Source organism: Gemmatimonadota bacterium (assembly GCA_016719105.1).
GTDB lineage: Bacteria > Gemmatimonadota > Gemmatimonadetes > Gemmatimonadales > Gemmatimonadaceae > SCN-70-22.
In genome coordinates, this window is record JADKAQ010000019.1 from 21,843 (window position 1) to 41,856 (window position 20,014).

The 20,014-nt window shown below is 69.3% G+C and carries 14 protein-coding genes; 7 read left to right on the top strand and 7 right to left on the bottom strand.

The window, feature by feature from the left end; translation table 11 throughout:
• Positions 1 to 6: 6 nt before the first annotated feature.
• A complete protein-coding gene (locus tag IPN47_18265; GenBank protein ID MBK9409948.1) occupies positions 7 to 2,103 on the bottom strand; it encodes a S9 family peptidase in 2,097 nt (698 codons plus the stop codon).
• 33 nt (positions 2,104 to 2,136) lie between these two features.
• Entirely contained in the window at positions 2,137 to 3,726 is a 1,590-nt protein-coding gene (locus tag IPN47_18270) for a carboxylesterase family protein (GenBank protein ID MBK9409949.1), read from the bottom strand.
• Positions 3,727 to 4,115: 389 nt separating this feature from the next.
• Here IPN47_18270 and IPN47_18275 point away from each other — a divergent pair, with 389 nt between their 5' ends.
• Both IPN47_18275 and IPN47_18280 read left to right on the top strand, forming a co-directional pair.
• Positions 4,116 to 5,453: an amidohydrolase family protein gene (locus tag IPN47_18275; GenBank protein ID MBK9409950.1), complete on the top strand. Its 1,338-nt coding sequence runs from the start codon at positions 4,116 to 4,118 to the stop codon at positions 5,451 to 5,453.
• A 104-nt stretch (positions 5,454 to 5,557) separates the two neighbouring features.
• Entirely contained in the window at positions 5,558 to 6,694 is a 1,137-nt protein-coding gene (locus IPN47_18280) for a hypothetical protein (GenBank protein ID MBK9409951.1), read from the top strand.
• A gap of 136 nt (positions 6,695 to 6,830) precedes the next feature.
• On the opposite strand, the gene IPN47_18285 is transcribed toward IPN47_18280, so the two are convergent.
• A complete protein-coding gene (locus IPN47_18285; GenBank protein MBK9409952.1) occupies positions 6,831 to 7,115 on the bottom strand; it encodes a hypothetical protein in 285 nt (94 codons plus the stop codon).
• 155 nt (positions 7,116 to 7,270) lie between these two features.
• Here IPN47_18285 and IPN47_18290 point away from each other — a divergent pair, with 155 nt between their 5' ends.
• A complete protein-coding gene (locus tag IPN47_18290) occupies positions 7,271 to 7,459 on the top strand; it encodes a hypothetical protein (GenBank protein MBK9409953.1) in 189 nt (62 codons plus the stop codon).
• Between the two features lie 55 nt (positions 7,460 to 7,514).
• Here IPN47_18290 and IPN47_18295 read toward each other — a convergent pair whose 3' ends face one another.
• Entirely contained in the window at positions 7,515 to 8,111 is a 597-nt protein-coding gene (locus IPN47_18295) for a DUF2306 domain-containing protein (GenBank protein ID MBK9409954.1), read from the bottom strand.
• 564 nt (positions 8,112 to 8,675) lie between these two features.
• Between IPN47_18295 and IPN47_18300 the strand changes: the two genes are divergently transcribed.
• A complete protein-coding gene (locus tag IPN47_18300; GenBank protein ID MBK9409955.1) occupies positions 8,676 to 10,295 on the top strand; it encodes a carboxylesterase/lipase family protein in 1,620 nt (539 codons plus the stop codon).
• Between the two features lie 218 nt (positions 10,296 to 10,513).
• On the opposite strand, the gene IPN47_18305 is transcribed toward IPN47_18300, so the two are convergent.
• Positions 10,514 to 12,043, bottom strand: coding sequence for a hypothetical protein (locus IPN47_18305; protein ID MBK9409956.1), 1,530 nt, complete (start codon positions 12,041 to 12,043; stop codon positions 10,514 to 10,516).
• An 85-nt stretch (positions 12,044 to 12,128) separates the two neighbouring features.
• Here IPN47_18305 and IPN47_18310 point away from each other — a divergent pair, with 85 nt between their 5' ends.
• A complete protein-coding gene (locus IPN47_18310; GenBank protein ID MBK9409957.1) occupies positions 12,129 to 12,659 on the top strand; it encodes a sigma-70 family RNA polymerase sigma factor in 531 nt (176 codons plus the stop codon).
• Positions 12,656 to 12,931, top strand: a complete 276-nt coding sequence (locus IPN47_18315) for a hypothetical protein (protein MBK9409958.1) — start codon at positions 12,656 to 12,658, stop codon at positions 12,929 to 12,931. The genes IPN47_18310 and IPN47_18315 overlap by 4 nt, the downstream gene beginning before the upstream one ends.
• A gap of 37 nt (positions 12,932 to 12,968) precedes the next feature.
• Here the strand turns inward: IPN47_18315 and IPN47_18320 are convergent, their stop codons facing one another.
• Entirely contained in the window at positions 12,969 to 16,196 is a 3,228-nt protein-coding gene (locus tag IPN47_18320) for a glycosyl hydrolase (GenBank protein MBK9409959.1), read from the bottom strand.
• Positions 16,197 to 16,427: 231 nt separating this feature from the next.
• Between IPN47_18320 and IPN47_18325 the strand changes: the two genes are divergently transcribed.
• On the top strand, positions 16,428 to 17,414 hold the full coding sequence (locus tag IPN47_18325; protein ID MBK9409960.1) for an ankyrin repeat domain-containing protein: 987 nt from the start codon (positions 16,428 to 16,430) through the stop codon (positions 17,412 to 17,414).
• Positions 17,415 to 17,448: 34 nt separating this feature from the next.
• On the opposite strand, the gene IPN47_18330 is transcribed toward IPN47_18325, so the two are convergent.
• Entirely contained in the window at positions 17,449 to 19,887 is a 2,439-nt protein-coding gene (locus tag IPN47_18330) for an ABC transporter permease (protein ID MBK9409961.1), read from the bottom strand.
• Positions 19,888 to 20,014 lie beyond the last annotated feature (127 nt).

The following is a 20,014-nucleotide window of genomic DNA, read 5'->3' on the forward strand; positions in this document are numbered from 1 at the left end:
GTGGCCTCACGACACCGGCTTCGCCCCGAACCGCCCGAACCAGCTCTGCATGTAGAGCATCGTGCGCATCCAGTTGGACGGGCGCGACTCGGTGCCGTGCCACTCCCCCTCGAAGCGCAGCATCGTCGTCGGGATCCCGCGCAGCTTGAGCGCCGAGTAGAGCTCTTCGGACTGCGGGATCGGCGTGCGCAGGTCGAGCACCCCGGTCATGAACAGCGTCGGCGTCTTCACCTTCCCGGCGTGAAAGACCGGCGACTTCTCCAGCCACTCGTTCGGCGACTCCCAGAACGGGCGGTTGAAGAACGAGTGCGAGAAGAGCGGCACGTCCGATCCCCCCGCCATGCTCGTCCAGTTGGTGATCGGGCAGCGCACCGCGGCGCCGGCAAAGCGCGTGGTGTGGGTGATGATCCAACTCGTGAGGATTCCGCCGCCGCTGCACCCTGACACGTAGAGCTGCGCCGGGTCGACGAGGCCGCGCGCCACCACCGTATCGACCCCCGCCATGAGGTCGTCGAAGTCGGGCCCGGGGTAGTTCTTGTCGATCGCCGTCATGAAGGCGTTGCCGTAGCCGGTGGAGCCGCGCGGGTTGGTGTACAGCACCACGAAGCCGGCGCCGGCGAAGGCGTGCCACATGGGGTCGAAGTTGGTGCCATACATCCCCTGCGGCCCGCCGTGGATCTCGAGAAGCATCGGGTACTTCTTCGACGCATCGTAGTTGGGAGGCTTCACGATCCACCCCTGCACCTTCGTCCCGCCGGTCGAGCTGTACCACACCTCTTCGACCGTGCCGAGTTGCTTGTCGGCGACGAAGTCGGCGTTGATGTCGGTGATGCGCGCGACGTCGGCCCCCTTTGGCGTCAGCGTGATGCGGGCGACTTCCAGCGGGCGCGACACGTCGGTCACGGTCCCGATCATCGTCCCGGTCGTGCTCCGGTTGCCTAACGTGACCTGGTGGGCCCCGCTCGTGATGGCGCGCGTGGCACCGCCGCTCACCGGCGCAAAGACCACGTTCTTGCTCCCGCGGTCGTCGGGGGAGAAGTACAGCCCGCTCCCGTCCGGCGCCCAGAGCAGCGCCCCCATCCCGAACATCGCCGGGTCCCGGTCGAGCGTCGGGGTGATCTCACGCTGGTTGGAGCCGTCGAGGTTCATCACCCAGAGCGACGTGGTGCGCATCGTCATCTTCGTGGGCCCGTGCCCGACGTACGCGATCATCTTGCCATCGGGCGAGACGACCGGCTTGAGCCACTGCCCCTCCGACGGCGACAGGCGCGTCGGCGTCCCCCCTGCCAGGCGCTGCGCATAGATCGTCCCCGCGTGCAGCATCGTGTCGGCCTGGCTCGGCGTCGTCGCCTCGAACACCACCGTCTTCCCGTCGGGGGTCCAGTCCCAGTTGCCGGCGCCGAAGGCGATCCCGTCGTAGCTCGCCCCCACGCCTAACGGCGGCATCGTCACCTGGTGCAGCGTCCCACCGTCGGCCGGCACGGTGAAGAGCTGCCGGCTCCCGCCGCGCGCAAAGCCGGCGCGATCGAGGCGATAGTGCAGCTGGTCCACCACGCGCGGTGGCGCCACCCACGTGGCGTTAGGCGGTGGGGGCGGAAGCTCGACGTTCCACGGCGTCTCGCTCCCGACGAACATGATGAAGCCGATCGACTTCCCGTCGGGGGCCCAACGGATCGCCGCCGGCGCCTCGCTCACGCGCGTCACCTGGCTCGTCGCCCCCTCGGCGTCCATCCACCGCACGAAGAGCTGCGGCCCCTTGGGGTTCTCTCCCATCGCCACATAGGCCAGGCGCGTTCCGTCCGGCGACCAGACGGGGTGCGACCCCTCCACGAGGAAGCGATGCTTCGTCCCGTCGGCGTTCATGATCCAGAGCGCCCCGGTCCACTCGTCCTTCACCTTGTCGATGAAGCCGCGCGTGTAGACCACCTGCTTACCATCGGGCGAGATCTGCGGGTCGGAGGCTTGCTCGAGGTCGAGATAGTCGGCGGCGCGCATCGGGTGAGGGCGCTGCGCGTGTGCCTCAGCTGCAACGGTGGTGAGTGCCGCGAGGAGCGACGCGGCCAGCAGCCGCGCGACGCTGCGGCGCATGCGGGGAGTAGTCATGGGAGCCCGGAGGAGTGGAAAAGTGGAGGCGCCCTATCGGCGCCGCATGAATCCAACGCTGTCGAGCAGCAGGTAGCGCCCCCGCGGCTCGTCTTCGCTTCGACTGTCGACGTCGATTCGCATCCGCCGCGCCACCCCGCTGGCGTCCACCGCCCCCGGCGGCCACGTCGGGAGCCCGGCGCCGTTCGGGTCGCCTGACGTGATGAAGTTCGCGAAGTAACCCTGCATCGTCGCCGAGACCCGATGGTCGTCCGGCGTCCAGGCAAAGGCGCGGTTGAGCGCGAGGTTCCCCATCGCGTACTCGATTTCGGCCGAATGCACCGCCCCCGTGGGGAGCGGGGCGTTGCTCCCCGACGTCGGCGTGGGGCGCGGGCGCGCATAGAAGTAGCGCCAGACCGGCTGGCCGCCGGTGCGCGCGTGCTCGTCGAGCCACTTCCACGTGCCGTGACCGATGAACTGGTCGCCCGCGAGATCAGTCAGCGACTGCATCGCCTCGGCATCCGTGGCGATCGGGTAGTGCCGCGCCGCCTCGCTGGCCTTGTCCCCGAAGACGCGCGCGAAGACGGCGCGCGCGCTGTCGCTCGTTGGCGGGGTACGCAGCAGCGCGCGCCACGACGATTCCTCCGAGTTCCATCCGGCCAGGAGCGGGACGCGCGCCTGCCGCCCCGCGGCGAAGGTGGCCGTGGGCGCCTCGGTGATGAACCACCCATCGACGATCGGCCAGAACCCCGGTGTCCCCGGTCGCGCCGTTGCGGCCAGCAGCTCCATCGCCGAGAGTGCGCGCAGGTCGCCGAGCGACGTGGCACCTAACGACGCGCCGAACGTCGCGCCCTGCCGCTCGGCGTCGGCCAGCGGCGCCCCCGTCAGGAAGGCCCCGCTCTCCCCGATCGCCCGCGCGAAGAGCCCGCGTGCGCGTGGCGAGACCATCTGCGCGGTCACCGAGAACGAGCCCGCCGATTCCCCCGCGATCGTCACCTGCGCCGGGTCGCCCCCGAAGGCGGCGATGTTGTCGCGCACCCAGCGGAGCGCGGCCCACTGGTCCATCAGCCCGTAGTTCCCCGACGCCTTCCCCGGCGACTCGGCCGAGAGTTCGGGATGTGCCAGGAAGCCGAAGATTCCAAGCCGGTAGCTCATGGTGACGACGACGATGCCGCGCGCCGCCATGCGCTCGCCATCGTAGCGCGGTTCCGAGCCATCGCCGGCAGAGAAGCCGCCACCATAGAAGTAGACCAGCACCGGCCGGCGCGTGCTTGCACCTGTCGGTGGCACCCACACGTTGAGGTACAGGCAGTCCTCGCTCGTCCCCGCGTTGCGGAAGACCATGTCGTCGAAGACGCGACGCTGCATGCACTGTGCGGCGAAGCGATTGGCCGCGCGCGTGCCACTCCATTTGGTCGTCGGCTGCGGCGCCTTCCAGCGCAGATCGCCCACGGGCGGCGCGGCGAACGGAATCCCGCGGAAGACGTGGACTCCGCTCGCGGCCACGATGCCGCGCACGGCACCATCCTTCGTGCGAACTACCGGCGGAGCGTACCGTACGCTCACGCCCTGCGCCGCGACACGGAGAGGGCTCAGCGAGTTGCCAACCCCGCAGAGCATGAGGAATCCGACAAGCCGTCGCATCGCCATGGCCATGGCCTTGTGTTGTGCTGGTTAGGCGCCGCGCCGCACGCGACGCATCACGAGACGTCCATCAGGAGTGGCCTCACATCGTAACGCCGGACGAGGGGAGGCCTGGTGTCGGTGCGCGTGCCGTTGATTGGGTGCGGCTCCCAATCGGCGAGCGCCGCATTGCTGCTCACCATGATGAAGGCAAGTCCGCGCTGCCGCCAGCGACCGCCGCATCAACCGAGTCCCCGGTGGGGACTGTCGCCGATGTTTCTGGTGGCTCAGGTGGTACGATGCACGAGGGGAGCCTGTATGTTGTCGCCGACCGACTTCGTGCGGCACCGGCACTGCGTGCGCTGGTCGGCGCACTCGACTCCAGCTCTTCACCTTTCGCGAGATGCGCCATGCGATGGACGCGGCGTTGGGTTCAACTCTGTGCCCTGGCGGCCGCGCTCAGCGGCGGCGCGACGAACGCGCGCGGGCAGCAGCTGACGGCCTTCCAGCATGTCCGCCTGATTGATGGGCGCGGCGGCAACGTCGCCGAGTCCATGACCGTCGTGGTCCGCGGGCACACGATCGTGGCCGTCGGCCCATCGTCCACGACGCGCGTACCGAGCGGCGCCACGGTCGTGCCGGGGCGCGGACGCACCCTCATGCCGGGGCTCGCCGACATGCATGTGCATCTGCTCGGCGGGTGGGACGGGGAGCACAGCGACATGCTCGGCTTCGCCGGCTTTCTGGATGCGCTGCTCTACGCCGGCGTCACGACGGCGCATGACATGGGCAATGTCCTCCCGTACGTGCAGCAGCTGAAGCAGGAGGTGAGCGCCGGACAGTTGCGCGGACCGCGATTGTTCATGGTGGGGGCACTCGTCGACGGTGTCGCGCCGGCGTGGCCTCCGGTGTCCTACGCCCTTCGATCCGCGGAGGACGCGCCCGGTGTGGTGCGCGAGATGAAGCGCAGCCGCGCGGACCATATCAAGGCGTACACAGGCCTCGATGAAGCCATGGTGACCGCGCTGGTGCGCGCCGCGACGGCGGAGTCGTTGCGGGTCGTCGCCGATCTTGGGCCGGCGAACGGATCTGACATGGGCCTGCGTGCGGGGATTGCCGCGTACGCGCATGCTGGCACCGAGCTCATGGCCGACTCGACCATCGCGCACATGCGCGCGCGGGGCGTGTCGACCATCTCGACGCTTGCGGTGCACGAGTCATTCAGCGAACGGCGCCTTGCCGATCTCGCGTTCTTGCGCTCGCCGCTGCTGGCCAACGTCATGCCGCCGGCGTTCGTGAGCGCGCTCATCACGTATGCGCGTCGCCCGCTCACACCGAGCGACTCGGCGCGGCGGCGGCGCCTCACCACCGATTTCGAGAACGCGAAGCGCAATATCCTGCGGTTGCATCAGGCCGGCGTGCCGATCGTCGCCGGTACGGACGCGCCGTATCCTGGCGTGTACTACGGGGAAGGGCTCCATCGCGAGCTCGAGTTGCTCGTGGAGGCGGGGCTCTCGCCGCTTGACGCAATCCGCAGCGCGACCAGCAATGCCGCGGAGTTCATGCGCGACAGCACATGGGGCGTCATTGCGACCGGTCGCCGCGCCGATCTCGTGCTCGTGGAGGGGAGACCGGATCAGACGATCTCCGATACCCGTCGCGTAGTGGCGGTGATGCAGGCAGGGCGTCTGCTGCGGCGAGCACAACTCACGCACGCGGCGCAGCGGCGCGCGACCGGCGGCACGTGAAACTCCGCGTCCGCTAAGCGCGTCATGCCGCCATAGCGGGCTTCACTCATGGACACGGAGTCGGCGTGCGACGAGTTCATGTCACGATGATCGGCCTTTGCCTCGTGTGTCAGTCTACGCCAGCCCTGGCGCAGACGCGGCTCGACACGCTACGCACGAATTCGCGTGCCCTGCTCATTCGCGATGGCCTCAGCCGTTTCGACTGGTGGGTCGAGCCCGGTCCACAACCCGACACCTACCACACGAACTTCCCGCTCGTCGGCGGAGCAGTGACGTTCTACGCCGAGCGCGATTCGCTCACCGTGTTGGTGCGGCCGGGGGAGCATCGTGACTTCATCGTACGGGTGCGCGACAGCATCGACGTCGTGACGCGCGTGAGCGCCACCGCCGCCTACCCGCGTCCGCGCATCGTGAGCGGCGATACGCTGGCCGTGCAGATTGTGCCGTTCACCGTGCGCGACAACCGCATCTATGTCGACGGCACCATCAATGGCTCCGGGCCGCTGGTGATGCAGTTCGACCTTGGCGCCGATGGGCTCAACTTCAACAAGGACAAACTCGCCAAGGCGCCCAACATCCCGTGGGAGGCGACCGATGTGCTGGTCAACTCCGAAGGGCGCAACACGGTGCCGTCGAGTCGTCAGGTGACCATTCGGCTCGGCGCGATGGAGTGGACCGGACAGGCGATCGTACAGACGGGGAACATGAAGGGGTACGAAGACGCAATCTTCGGCAACTCGCTGTTCCGCGATCGCGTCGTCGAGATCGACTATGACCGGCAGGTGCTCCGCATCCACCCGACCATGCCGCCGATTGGCGCGGCCTTCGTCCGACATCCGCTCGCGCTCGACAACGGCGTGCGCCCGCTGATTCAAGGCGACCTCCTGGTCGATGGGGAACGCATCAGGGAGTGGTATCTGTTCGATACCGGGCACTCGGGCACGCTGCTCGTGTCGGCGCGTCAGAACCGCGACCACAAGCTCAGCGCGCGACTCGGTGCGTGGTTCGGCTTCGGCTCACGACGACTGTTCAAGGCGCGCGGCTTTCGCATCGGCGACGTGGAGCTGCCGCCGGCCATGGCGGTGCTTGAGCGCAAACACGACGTCGATCAGGGCGCCAAGTACGGTGGCATACTCGGCAACGCCTGGCTTCGTCGCTTCAACGTCATCCTCGACAATCGGCAGGGCGCACTCTGGCTGGCGCCGACACGTGAGGCGAAGGGCGAGGTCGCGCAACGTTAGGCGGGTCTGCGAGATGCGTCTCCCCCACTTGTCCTTTTCCTGCAGCTCGCTCAACGTCCACCTCAAACGTGCCAAGGCGCGTGCGGCGCCGCGCCCGGCAGGCGCGGCCATCGATGCGCAGCGACGTCGGCGACGCTCAGTGCAGCAGCACCCAGGCGAACAGCGCGCTCAGTCCCGCGCAGGCCAGCGCGCCCCCCCACAGCCAGGGACCGCCCGCGCCGCCCGCCTTGAACAGGAGCATGGCGGCAACCACCACGCCAAGCACCGCTGGCAGGGGAATGATGAGGTCGATGAGACGGACCAACGGGCGCGCACTGGTGCCGCCCATCCGCACGCGCGCGATGGACCAGAGGATGAACCAGGGCAGTTGCAGGGCAGCGGCTAGTGCCGGCAGGCGCGGCGACAAGACGGCAGGGTCCATGTGGTAGCGGGGAGGGGGTGGCGCTCCGAATGATCGACGTGCACGATGGTCAGTCGGCTCGACGCGAATCGGGACGACGCTACACCGCGACGGCCAGCGCCGCCAGAACTGCGCGGGCCGCGCTCCACGCCATGTCTGCCCCCGAGGGAGGTGTGATGAGGTCGAACGATCCACCCGATGACGCCCGGCCCGCAGCGATCGACCAGCCGGCCGACGCGCCGGCCGATCCCGCGACGCCCGCCGTGCCGCCTAACGCGGAGCCCGACATGGACGCGATCCGCGAGGAGATCAACGCGCGGGAGCGAAAGGCGAACGCGGATCGCTTCCGTTCGATGGGGTGGTGAGACCAGCACGGTACGCTCGTCGCTTCCATGCCGTGACCGCCTGTACCAACCACTGTCAGGCCTCGGCGGGCACCGTCTCGCGTTTCGCAGTGGCGCGGAGCAAGGGCCACCACGACAGCCACAGTTCGAGCAACAGGAGTGGTACCACCCAGCTTGCCCATTCCCGGGTCGCGTCGCGGAGGTCGGCGTTGGTCACATAGAAGAACAGCCAATCCTGCGCGTCGAACATCAGACGGAGCCACACGAGCACCAGCGCGAGGCCATAGCTGCGAATCATGAACAGTCGGTGCGCGCGGAACTGCCTCCGTACGGCACAACGCCATGCCGCGAGCGTGAAGAACAGCCACAGGCCGCCGAGCAGCGCGAGGGGAAGACGCGACCCTTCGTACTCGCCCACGATCGCGCCAAGATAGATCGCCGTCAGCGCGGCAATCGACGCGCCGACGACGTACGCCCGACCGAGCCATCGGTGTAAGTCTGGGCGCTCCGATCGAAGCGACGCAATGAACTGCAACGGCGCGCCGACAATCACGGGCAGCGCGGCAGCCAGATGGGTCGCGTACCACAGTTGCTTGTTGAGCAACGTCGGGCCGAGCCGGTCCGGTACCACGAACCGATAGTGGATGGCACGATAGAGGTAGTAGCCGCTCAAGGCGACCACGAGCAGCCACCCCACACGCCTGGTGCCGCGTACAAGCGCAGTGTCCGACACGGTGTACCCCATGACAGGTGGGAGGTCGCCTAACGTGCAGGCCGAGCTCTGGCCGAGGGTCGTGACGCGGCGGCGCAGCTGCGGCCAGCCATGGCTCGGCGGGCTCTTGTTCCCGGTGTGTCGACCGCGGCAGGGGAGTTACGCCGCGCGGGGCTCGTAGTCAACCAGCGCCCGGACGCCAGGCGCCGCATGCAGGCGCGTGCGATGGTCGTAGCGGACGGAGTGTCGCAGCGCTGTCGCGAAGGACGGGGTCGGTGGCGAAGGTGGCCCCAATTCATCCGGGAATGTCCGGTCTCCGTCAGCAAACACGCCAAGCGGCTCACGAGGTGCACCACGATGCGGCCACCGTACGCATCGTTAGGTCTGCGAGACCGCACCGTGCGCCGGTGCTCGCGAGGCAGGGCATTGGGGACTATACTCAGTCCCGCCCGATGGATATGCCTCACCGGGTGCCGCCTCGTGACGACGACGACGCGGCGGATACTCTCGACAGATGAGCGCACCATGAACGAAACCGAAGTGGGACCGCTGTCGCGTCGCAACTTCCTGGCGACGATGAGCGCGGGCGCGCTCGCGGTGTCGTCGGGAACCGTCGCGCCGTGGCAGCGCGATCCCGCCCCAACGGCGACGACCGACGCGGGGGTCGTGCGCGGCACGCTCTCGCCGGCGGGTGTCGCCGTCTTTCGGGGAGTTCCCTACGCGGCGAGCACCGAAGGGCGCAATCGCTTCCGTCCCCCGGCACCGGTGACGCCGTGGACCGGGGTGCGTGACGCGCTCGAGCCGGGGGCCATCGCGCCGCAGAACGACGACGACCGCATGGGGCTCTTCGCACGCTACCGGCAAGGCGAGGACTGCCTCAACCTCAACGTCTGGACTCCCGCGCTCGATGGCGCGAAGCGTCCCGTCGTCGTCTTCATGCACGGCGGCGGGTTCGCGACGGGGGCAGGGAGCCTCGGCCTCTACGACGGGACGATTCTCGCCAAGGCCCACGACGTCGTCGTGGTCACGATCAACTACCGGCTCGGCATCCTCGGCTTTCCCCCGTTCCAGCTCCACGGGAGCGACGTCTCGAGCAACCTCGGCGTGCTCGACGCGATGGCTGCGCTCGAGTGGGTGCAGCGCAACATCGCCGCCTTCGGCGGTGACCCCGCGCGCGTGCTGCAGTGCGGGCAGTCGGCCGGGGCGATGATCTCGGCCGCGCTCGGCGTGATCCCGGATGCGGCTCCACTGTATCAGCGGGCGGCGCCATTCAGCATGCAGGCACTGGTGACGCTCGACCGCGAACGGCAGGCCCGGTTCACCCATGAAGTCCTCGCCGCGTTAGGCCTCGGGCCAAAGGCACTGCCGACCCTTGCGAGCCTCCCCTTCGCCGACCTGCTGCGCGCCCAAGACGTCGTGCGCGCCCTGGGGATCGCCGCGATCGATCCCGAGGACCAGATGCGCTGGCCCTTCTCGTTCAACCACGACGACGTCACCTTTCGCGACGATCCGGCGACGTCGATCGCAAAGGGGCGGTACCGCAATGTCCCCACGCTCATCGGGGCGACCACCGAGGAGCTCCTGCTCTCGCCGGCGCAGGAGCGCGCCAACCCCACGGCGCGCGCGCGGCTGGCGCAGGACGGCTATCTCGCGGCGTTAGGCACGCACATCGGGGCGGAGCGCGCCGCGTCGATCTGGTCGACCTATCGCGCCGCGTATCCCGACGCATCCGAGCTCGACGTGGCTGGGCTCATGGAGACCGACCGCCTCTACCGCATTCCCGCGCTGCGCATCGCCGAGTCGCTGGCGCCCCGCCATCGGTCGTGGAGCTATGCGATGGCCTACCGGGGGACGGGTCCCGTCTTCAAGGGGGCACATCACGCGATTGACCTCCCCTTCTGGTTCGGCGCGCTGCGCTACCCGCAGGTCGCGGCCATCTTCCTCGGACACGAAGCCACGCCAGAGGAGACCGCGCTCTCGGGGGCGATGCAGCGCACCCTCGTCGACTTTGCACGTGACGGCCGCGCGGACTGGGCGCCGTACGACGCCATTCGACGCACGACCAAGCGCTTCGATCTCGCAATCACCGTGGAGTCCGATCCGCAGGGCGCAACCCGCAAGAGCTGGGAGGGGTTGGTGCGCTAGACCGACTTCCCATCGCACGCGGCCTGAGAGCGGAGTCAGTCGCCGTTCGAGAGCCCGAAGCACCGACGCACGCGAAGGTCGGTGTCGGCCTGCTTCGCTACCGCGACCGTCCGCACGAACCCGCCGTTAGCTCGTGAGGGATCAGCACGCCTGATAGTACACGTCCTGCGGGCATCGGCCTAACGCTAATCGCTCCACCGGACGTCGGGCTCGGCCGCTCAACGCCGAACGAGCTCCGACAGCCACGCCCCCGTGGTCGACACTCGCCGGTCGGGAAGCACCCCGGTCGCATTGTGCCCGCCCTCCGGCAGGCGCCCAGAGGTCGCGATGAGCGGCATCACCAGCGTCTGTCCCATCGACGCACACCCCACCCGCGAGAGGAACGTCGACTGGTAGTCGATGCTGCCACCGGTCGGCGCGCCGACGATCGTCGCGCGTCCCATGCGCCGGGCCCAGAGCACGACCTGCTCGGCCGCCGAGACGGTTGAGCCGTCCGTGAGGACGAAGACCTGCTGGTCCTCGCGCGGACGCCGTCGTGGCGCCGGCGGCGGCTGCACGCGCGCGTTTGGATCGAACGGGATGAGTTCCCCGGGACGCGCGCGCAACCGATCGACCAGTCCCTTGGGTGCCCACCCCATGCGCTCCCACACGGCGATCATCGCGGGCGAGCTGCGCACGAGCGCGTCCGCAGGTGTCGGAGCATCCTCCTCTCGGGACAGCAAGCGGTCGCCCCACAGAAGGGGAAGCAGCGGCAGCACCTGTCCCGAACTCCCGCCCTCGTTGCCACGCAGGTCGATCACCACCCGTCGCCGCTCGCGCAGGCGATCCCATTCGCGGTCGATGCTCGCGGCGAGCGCGGGGCCATGTGACGGATCGAAGGTCACGACGGAGACGACTGCCGTCGAGTCGTCGGGGAAGGCGACGAGCGGACGTCGCGGGTCGAGCGTATCAACGAACGCCAGCGCCTCGGCGGGATCGACGCGGCCCCAGAGCAGCGGCGCCATGCGGAGGAGCGCGCCTCGGGAGAACTCCACCGGCGACGTCCGCGGGTGGAAGGCATCGTCCCAGACCGTGGAGATCCACTCGCCGTTCACGCGGACAAACTCGGCGCGCACCTGCCCTGGCATCCAGGGTCCGCTATCGACGGCCATCACCACGCCGGTCGCGCGATCACGCGCGTCGTCGTCAGCGATGACGGCGATGCGGTATCCCGGTCCGCGCCAGATCCCCTCGACGGGCGCGAGTGCGATGCCGCGCGTGCGCTTGGCGCGCAGCGAGTCGCGCACCGCGCGCTCGTTCCATGGGTCGCGCGCCGAGATCGCGTGCCGCGGGCGAGCGCCGCGGCGCGCGGGCAGGCCAGCGGAGTCGCCCGCGGGGCGGTCGACGATCAGCAGGTGTCCGTCGCGGAAGAAGCGGACGAGGCGCCGCAGGAGTGCCGAGCAGGCGCGCGCGTCGGCACCGTCGGCGTGCGGTCGCAGCGAGTCCACGTGCGCGCGCCACGCGAGAGAGCGCGCGTCGCGCACCTCGAGCGGAAAGGCGACGTAGTCGGTCTCGATCGCCGTGACGGTCCGCGCGAATATCGCCGCGCATTCGCACGGCAGATCCGGACGTGGTGGCTGCGCCGGGAGCGGGGCGGCGTCGAGTGCGACGAGGAACAGGGCGGTGACCATCGCGGCGCGCCGCGCGATGCGCGCGGGTCCGGCGACGGTGCGGGCGCGGACGGACTGCGGAGTGGATGATGTAGGCATGCTCACCTCACACCCGCCGACCGAGATCCGCTTACCGGCGCGCCGCCTAAGCGCACTCGGCCCGGCCGGTGTGATAGCATACAAGATGCCCTCCGCAGTCTCCTCACACGACGCCGAGTCGTTCGAACGCCTCTATCGGGCGCACCGGGAGCAGGTCTTCGCGACCTGCTTCCGGCTGTGCGGCGACCGCGTGAAGGCGGGCGAATGGATGCAGGACGTGTTCGTGCGCATCTGGGAGCAGTGGGATGCGCTCGACGATCCGGGGAACGCGGGCGGATGGGTGCACCGCGTCACGCTCAACACGGTTTTCAACGTGAAGCGGGCCGACCGGCGCAGGCTGTCGCGGGTCGCGCTCGCCGACGACTTCGCCTCCGCGCTCCCCGAGCCATCCGTGGGAGGTGCGTCGGCGTTCGCGACCCCGACACCGATACGCCGCATCGCGCTCGACCGTGCGATGGAGACCCTCACGGGCCGGGCGCGCGAGGTCTTCGTCCTGCACGACGTGGAAGGCCTTCCCACGGACGAAATCGCTCACCTCCTGCACATGGCGCCGAGCACGGTGCGGGTGCAGCTCTCCCGCGCGCGCGCGCGGCTTCGCGAGGCGCTCTCGACATGAAGGATCATCCGGACGACCTCGCGATCCGTGAGGCGGCGGCGCTCGAACGGCAGCGGACCTATGGGGCCCCCGATCTCTGGCCGCAGATCGCGGCGCGCACCATCCACCGGGATGCGGTGCGGCGGGAGGTACTGCGGTCACTTCGACGGCCGCTCCTGCTCTGGCTGCTCGTCGCGTTCGGGCTGGGCGTCGCGGCCACCGAGACGGTACGGACGCTCAGCGCTCGTGCGGCGGCGGCAGCGGCGGCCGTGCCGCGTCGTGAGGTTCCCTAACGAGGACGCGCAACCGCTGCCGATTCATCACCATCATTCACGGCACGCGCCCCACCCGCCCCGGCGTCCACGGCGCCCCCGCCGCCTCGAGCGCCGCACGCAACCGCGCGACGTCCCCATCCACGAAGGCGCGCCACTCGCGCGCAACCGCGGCCAGCTCGCCCTCGGCCAGCTCCGCCTGCTCCCGCTGTGTCGCCGTCGCCGGCAGCCGCGTGCCGAACGTGCTCGTCGCGGTCCACACCCGTTCCGAGATGGACCGCTCGTTCGACTGGTTGAGGCGCGCGCGCGCCGGGTCGCCGCTCAGGCGGCGCTCGAAGCCGGCCAGCGACGCCATGATCGAATCGAGCTGCGCGTGCAACGCCGGTGCGGCGCGCGGTGTGGCGATCAGCGTCGCCCGCACGCGCCGCAGTTCGCCGTGCAGTTGCCCAATCTCCGACTCGGTGATCGCGAGTCGTCGCGCCAGCTCGGCCACGCGCTCCTGGAACGCCGCGGCGGCCACCAGGTCCACGTTGCCGCGCACGTTAGGCACCGACTTCACCTCGAACCCCTGCGCCGCGCCCAGCTCGCGCACCCCACTCGCCGACACCAGCACGAGCTGCGCCGAGTAGCGCCCCGGTGCCACCAGCGGGCCCGTGGGCTCCCCGACCCAGGGGGGCTGGAACGCCGGCCGCTCGAGCCGCACCGGCTCGGGGCTTGGGCCCCGCAAATCCCACGCGATGCGATGCAGCCCCGCGCGCGCCGGCACCTCGAGCGTGCGCACCCGACGCCCGGTGGCATCGCTCACCACAACGAGCACCGTGGGGCCCGACTCCAGCGCCTCCGCGCGCAGCCGGTCGTAGCCGGGGAAGGGCGAGTCGATCCCTCGCGCGCGTTGCGCCTGCTCTGCCGCACGCCGCGATTCGCGCGCCGTAGCCGGCAGCTCCGTCAGGTACACGGTGAGCAGCGCGCCAAACGGCGTGTTCTCGGCGGTGAAGTCATCGCTCCCCAACTCAGGGCGTCCCGCGGCCTGCGCCACCTGATAGGGGACGAACCACCACGCATCGCGCACGGGAAGCAGCGCGCCGCCATCGGCGCGCGCGCCGGCGGCGACCGCGCGTAGCGGCGTGTAGTCGTCGAGCACATAGAAGCCGCGCCCGAACGTCGCGGCGACCAGATCGTTGTCGCGCCGATGCAGCTTGATGTCGCGCACCGCGGTGGTCGGCATCCCCCCGGTCAGCTTGTGCCAGTTCGTGCCGCCGTTGGGCGTCCAGTACACGCCGAACTCGGTCCCCGCAAAGAGCAGCTCGGGGCGCACGTGATCCTGCTGCACGGCCCAGACGATCGTGCCGCGGGGCAGGTCGCCGGCAATCGAGCGCCAGCTACGGCCCAAGTCACTGCTCGTGAACAGATAGGGCGCAAAGTCGCCCATCTTGTGGTTGTCGGCCGCCACGAAAATCGTGCGGGCATCGTGCACCGACGTCTCCACATCGTTCACATACGAGAGCGCTGGCAAGCCGGGGAGCGCCGCCGCGCGCGTCCAGGTCGCGCCGCCGTCGCTCGTCACCTGCACCAGCCCATCATCGGTGCCGACGACAAGGGTGCCAGCTGCAACGGACGACTCGCTGATCGACGTCGTCGTCGCATACTTCGACATCGCCGCATTGTCGTGCAGCGCGTCCACGCTCCAGGTGCGGCCGTAGAAGCGTTGCGCGTAGCGCTCCTGGCCGAGCGTGAGGTCGGGGCTGATGGCCGTCCAGCGGTCGCCACGGTCATCGCTGCGCCAGATGCGCTGCGACCCGAAGTAGACGCGCGAGGGCTGATGCGGGCTCACCATGATGGGCGAGTCCCAGTTCCAGCGCTCGGGCGGGTCGCCCGCCCTGCCGCGCGGTTGGATCGTCACCAACTCCTCGTTGCGCCTGTCGCGGCGGAAGAGGAAGCCTTCCTGCTCCATCATGTAGGCGATGTCGGGGTCGCCGGGCTCGAAGGCCACCCCGTAGCCGTCGGCACCTAACGGCACGTACCAGTCCTGGTTGCGGATGCCGTCCTGGTTCATCGTGCGCGACGGGCCGATGTAGGTCCCCATGTCCTGCGCGCCGCCGAGGACGTCGTAGAACGGGGCGCGGTCACTCAGCGCCACCTTGTAGAACTGCGACGCCGGAATGTTCGGGAAGTGACGGAAGCGCTTCCCTTCGTCGAACGTCTCGTAGAGGCCGGCGTCGGTACCGACGAGCATGTGGCGGCCATCGGCGGGGTCGATCCACATGGCGTGGTTGTCGCTGTGCTTGTCGTGCCCGCTCTCCAGGTTGGTGAAGGTCGCACCGCCGTCGCGCGTCACCTGAAGGAAGACATCCATCTGGTACACGAGGTCGGCGTTCACCGGCGACGCCTCGATCTCCTGGTAATAATGCGGTCCCGTTCCCCCCGAGATGTAGCTGTTGCGCTTCTCCCAGCTCTCACCCCGGTCGCGCGAGCGGTAGAAGCCTCGCTCCTCGGCGTTCGCCTCGATCGTGGCGTACACCAGGCGCGGATCGGCCGCGGTGACGGCGAGCCCGATCTTCCCCTTGTCACCGGCGGGGAGCCCGGCGCTCACGCGCCGCCAGGTGCGCCCGTTGTCGGTGGACTTGTGGATGCCGGAGCTCGCGCCGCCGGCGAGCAATCCCCATACGTGGCGCCGCCGCTGGTACGAGGCGGCGTACACGACATCGGGATTGGACGGATCGAACTCCAGGTCGGTGACGCCAGTGTGTTCATCGATGGACAGCACCGCCGTCCACGTGGCACCGCCGTCGGTGGTGCGATACGCGCCGCGCTCACCACCGGCCGACCAGAGCGGCCCCTCGGCGGCGACGAGCACCGTGTTGCCGTCACGCGGATCGATGAGGATCTTGCCGATGTGCTGCGACTGCGGGAGCCCCATGCGCTGCCACGTGTGGCCGGCATCGCGGCTTTTGTACACGCCATCGCCCCACCCCACGTGGCGCCCGCTGACGTTCTCGCCGGTCCCCACCCAGACGATCTCGGGGTGGGCAGGATCGATCGCCACCGCCCCGATCGAGTACGACGGCTGCGCGTCGAAGATGGGGGTGAAGGTCACCCCCGCGTTCGTCGTCTTCCACACACCCCCTGACCCCGCGGCCACGTACCAGGTGTGCCGGTCGCGCGGATGCACCGCCACATCGGCGATGCGACCGCCCATGAGCGCCGGACCGATGCTGCGGAGCGGTAGACCGCTGACGGCGGCCGGCGGGATAGGCGCCTGCGCCGCAGCCGTCGTCGCCGGGAGCATGGCGGCCGAGAGGACGAGGACGGAGACCAACGAGGCTCGCGCGATCATGATGGGAGCGAAACGTGGGGAGGGGCTGCGGTCGCTCGGGGCAGCGTCGCCTCGAGTGTTCCGCCGCGGGGAAGATCAGGCTGAGGGTGGTCGACGACGATCGATTCTGCAACTCGATTAGGTTCGTGTCCACGGCAACCGGCGAAGCACAGCTTCCCTGATCGCACAAACAGACAGAGACCCATGCGTACGTTCGGATGGCTCCTCGTCGCCGCGAATCTCATCGGAGCGGTGGCACTCCTTCTCGGCCGTGACGGCGGTGACGCCGCCACGCGTGGGCTGGGCCGCGGAGTCGGCGCCCTGCTGGCCGTCCTTGCCCTCGTCGCGGCTGTGCTCCTCTGGTGGGGGAGCCGCGCGAGTGGGCGGGGGATCGCCCTCCTCATCGCGGGCGCCCTCGTCCTGCTGCCGCCGCTCCTGCTCATCCTCTTCACGACCGATTCGGGTCTCGCGCTGCTCTATCCCTCGAGGCGCGGGATTCCCAAGCCGGGGGCGGTGGTCCGATACGAGTTTCCCGACGCAGCGACGCGTGAGGTGGCGCTGGCGCTGATCATGGAGGACTACGACCGCGTCGATAGCCTGATCAAGACGGCACAGCCGGACCTTGCCGCCCGCGACGAACGCGGACAGTCGCTGCTCGGCATCGCGACCCACCACGCCATGATCTACAGCGCCACGATGGAGAACCTCCGGCCGCTCCGGGCGCTGTTGGCCGCTGGCGCCGTCCCCCGACCCGATGACGCGGGCCGCGACGAGCTGATGATCACCAAGCTGGCCCGCGCGAGAGGTGAACCCGCCGCCGCGGCATTCGCGATGTTGCTCGAGGCCGGGCTGTCGCCGGACGAGCGCGACAGCGAGGGGCAATCGGCGCTCTTCGACAACTACCTCACGCCGGAGGCCGCGCGGGTTCTCGTGGCCCACGGCGTGTCGCGCGCGCCGCGACACACCAACGCGGCGCAGCAGGAGTGGTCACCCGTGACGTGGCAGACGGAGCGTGGCAACTGGGCCACCGCGCGCGTCCTGCTCGAGGCGGGACTCGCGCTCGACTACGCGTCGCCGCCGGGCTCGCGGTTTGCCCAGGTGATGGCAACCGCCCTGGAGGGTGCATCCGACGACGACCGTGCCGACGCCGACATGCAGGCGTTGGTGGCCGCAGCGGAGCGGGTGAAGTGAGGCGCCGTGGCGGCGGATAGAGGCTCGGGCTCTGTCAGTCCTGGCGGATGGCGCTCAGCGCGCTCCCCCGGACTGTGCGCCGCACCGGGAGCAACGTCGCCACGGCGGCAACCGCTACGAGCACGAGCGGAGCCAACACGAACGACGCCACCGTGAGCGAACCGACCCCGTACAGGATTCCGCGCATCAGGACGAAGGCACCGCCCGCACCGACGATCCCCAGCACACACCCCGCACCAACGAACCGCATTCCCTGTCCGAAGACGAGACGCGTGACCTTACCCTCCGTGGCGCCGAGCGCCATGCGGATCCCGATTTCGCGCGTCCGCTGCCCCACCGCCTGCGTCATCACGCCGTAGATCCCGATCGCTGCCAGGAGCAGGCCGATCGCTCCAAAGAAGCCCAGCGCACCGCCGGCGATACGTGCCGGGAGCAGGGAAGTCCCCATGTGCGACGTCATCGTCCGCAAGCCGGTCACGGGCATCAACGGATCCAGGGCCCGCACCTCGGCGCCGATGCTGGCCAATGCCGCCGCATCGCTGCCACGGTGCCGCACCACCACGCGCATCATCGAGAGCCACGCCTGCGCGTGGGCGAAGTACATGTACGCGGTGGGTTCCTCTCCCAGCGAACGATACTTCCCGGTGCCGACCACCCCGATGACGGTGAAGTCGCGGGTCCCCCGTCGCACGGTGCGCCCCACGGGATCCTGCCCGGGCCAGAAGCGCTCCACGAAGCGCTCGTTCACGACAACCACCGGAATGGAGGCGCTGTCATCCTGCGCCGTGACCTCGCGACCGGAGACCAGGCGGATGCCCATGGCCCGGAAGTATCCGGGGGTCACACTGGCGTGCAGGATGTTCATCCCCTCGCCTTCTGCCGGCGTGTAGCCGGGAATCTGCACTCGCGTGTCGGAACTCCCGATCCCCAACGGCAGCACGTCGACCAGCCCCACGTGTTCCACTCCGTTCAGCGCGCGCAGGCGATCCAGCAGGCTCCGGTAGAATTGCTCCGCGCGTTGGCGGTCGTACCCCTGGAGCGCGGGTGAGAGCGTCGCGGTCACCGCGCCCTCCGGCGAGAAACCCACCGCCACGGTCGTCGCCCGCTGCACGTTGGAGACGAACAACCCAGCGCAGGTCAGGAGGATGATGGACAGCGCGACCTGTGCGAGAATCAGGGCATCGCGCATTCGCGAGCGCGTCCGACCTGACTGCAACTCGCCCTTCAATCCGGGAACGAGCGACGGACGCGTCGCCTGCAATGCGGGCAGCATGCCGACGACCAGGCCGGCCATGAGCGACACCCCCATCGTGAAGGCGAGGACGCGACCGCTGAGCGAGATGTCCGGTCGGACCCCCAGGTCACCGATCGGAACCTGGATTGCGTTGACCACCGCGACCCCGCCTGCCGCGACGAGGAGTCCCGCCGCTCCCGCCACCCCTACGAACAGCAGGCTTTCGATCATCAGCTGGCGTACGAGGTGCCATCGACTTGCGCCGATCGCGAGCCGCACGGCCATCTCGCGCGCGCGGTCCCGGGCTCGCGCGAGGAACAGGCTGGCGACGTTCACGCACGCCAGCAGGAGGAGCACGAATACCACGCCTAACAAGGCACCCGAGATTCCGAGCTGGGCCGTCCGCATCGACGGATGCGTCCCGATCTCTGCGAGCGGAATGATGCGCGTTCCGCTGTTGCTGTACGGCTCCGGCCAGGCGGTCGCGAGCTCGCTGTTCACGGCCTCGAGGCGTGTCGCCGCCTGATCGCGCGTGACCCCCGGCCGCAGGCGAGCGATCACATTCAGGAAGTTCCGACCACGGTTGTCGAGAGACCCCGCGCGATCGGCGTCGAGCACTTCCATCTGCATGAGTGGGACGAACAGCGCTGGCTCCAGCATGGGTACGGTGCCTCGGAACACCGGTGGCGCGACACCGATCACCTCCATCGCCTGGCCATTGAGCTGGATCGTGCGTCCGACGATGGACGGGTCGCCACCGAAGCGACGCCGCCAGGTGCCGTCTCCGAGAACGACGACCGGATGTGCCCCGCGCCCGCTGTCCTCAGCAGGCACGAAGAATCGTCCGTGCGCCGGCTGCACCCCAAGCGTGGAGAAGTACGTCGCCGAGACCAACTGTCCGGAGAGAATCTGCGGTTGGTCGCCATCTCCGTGACTGAAGCCGGAGAAGGTCCAGGCAGCGACCTGCTCAAAGACGTCGGTCGTACGCTCCCGCACGTCCATGAAGTGGGGCACCGAGTTCGAGCCCCAGGATATCCCGGGTGCCGTGCGATAGAGCCCCACAACCTGCTCCGGTGCCCGGACGCCAGGGATAGGGCGCAACAGCAGGGCGTCCACCGCGGCGAACACGGCGCTGTTCAGCCCGATGGCAATGGCGATGGTCGCCACCACCAGGGTGGTGAAGAGCGGCCGGCGGACCAGAAGTCGAACGGCGAGGCGAAGGTCGTGAGCGAGGGTCATTGCACCTGGGACCACGATGAGGGCCGCACGAGACGGAATGACCCGATCCTACGTGCCAACGCAGCCGCCGATTCGGGAGTCGTCCCCCGAGACCGGCCGTTCGTACCTCGCAGCGGGCAGGCTCACC

Excerpts from the sequence above, each read along its gene's own strand:
- IPN47_18315 (MBK9409958.1), top strand. The coding sequence starts at position 12,656 with ATGAAGGATCATCCGGACGACCTCGCGATCCGTGAGGCGGCGGCGCTC.
- IPN47_18325 (MBK9409960.1), top strand. The coding sequence starts at position 16,428 with ATGCGTACGTTCGGATGGCTCCTCGTCGCCGCGAATCTCATCGGAGCG.
- IPN47_18320 (MBK9409959.1), bottom strand. The coding sequence starts at position 16,196 with ATGCTCCCGGCGACGACGGCTGCGGCGCAGGCGCCTATCCCGCCGGCC.
- IPN47_18275 (MBK9409950.1), top strand. The coding sequence starts at position 4,116 with ATGCGATGGACGCGGCGTTGGGTTCAACTCTGTGCCCTGGCGGCCGCG.
- IPN47_18310 (MBK9409957.1), top strand. The coding sequence starts at position 12,129 with ATGCCCTCCGCAGTCTCCTCACACGACGCCGAGTCGTTCGAACGCCTC.
- IPN47_18305 (MBK9409956.1), bottom strand. The coding sequence starts at position 12,043 with ATGCCTACATCATCCACTCCGCAGTCCGTCCGCGCCCGCACCGTCGCC.
- IPN47_18265 (MBK9409948.1), bottom strand. The coding sequence starts at position 2,103 with ATGACTACTCCCCGCATGCGCCGCAGCGTCGCGCGGCTGCTGGCCGCG.
- IPN47_18285 (MBK9409952.1), bottom strand. The coding sequence starts at position 7,115 with ATGGACCCTGCCGTCTTGTCGCCGCGCCTGCCGGCACTAGCCGCTGCC.
- IPN47_18300 (MBK9409955.1), top strand. The coding sequence starts at position 8,676 with ATGAACGAAACCGAAGTGGGACCGCTGTCGCGTCGCAACTTCCTGGCG.
- IPN47_18330 (MBK9409961.1), bottom strand. The coding sequence starts at position 19,887 with ATGACCCTCGCTCACGACCTTCGCCTCGCCGTTCGACTTCTGGTCCGC.
- IPN47_18270 (MBK9409949.1), bottom strand. The coding sequence starts at position 3,726 with ATGCGACGGCTTGTCGGATTCCTCATGCTCTGCGGGGTTGGCAACTCG.
- IPN47_18290 (MBK9409953.1), top strand. The coding sequence starts at position 7,271 with ATGAGGTCGAACGATCCACCCGATGACGCCCGGCCCGCAGCGATCGAC.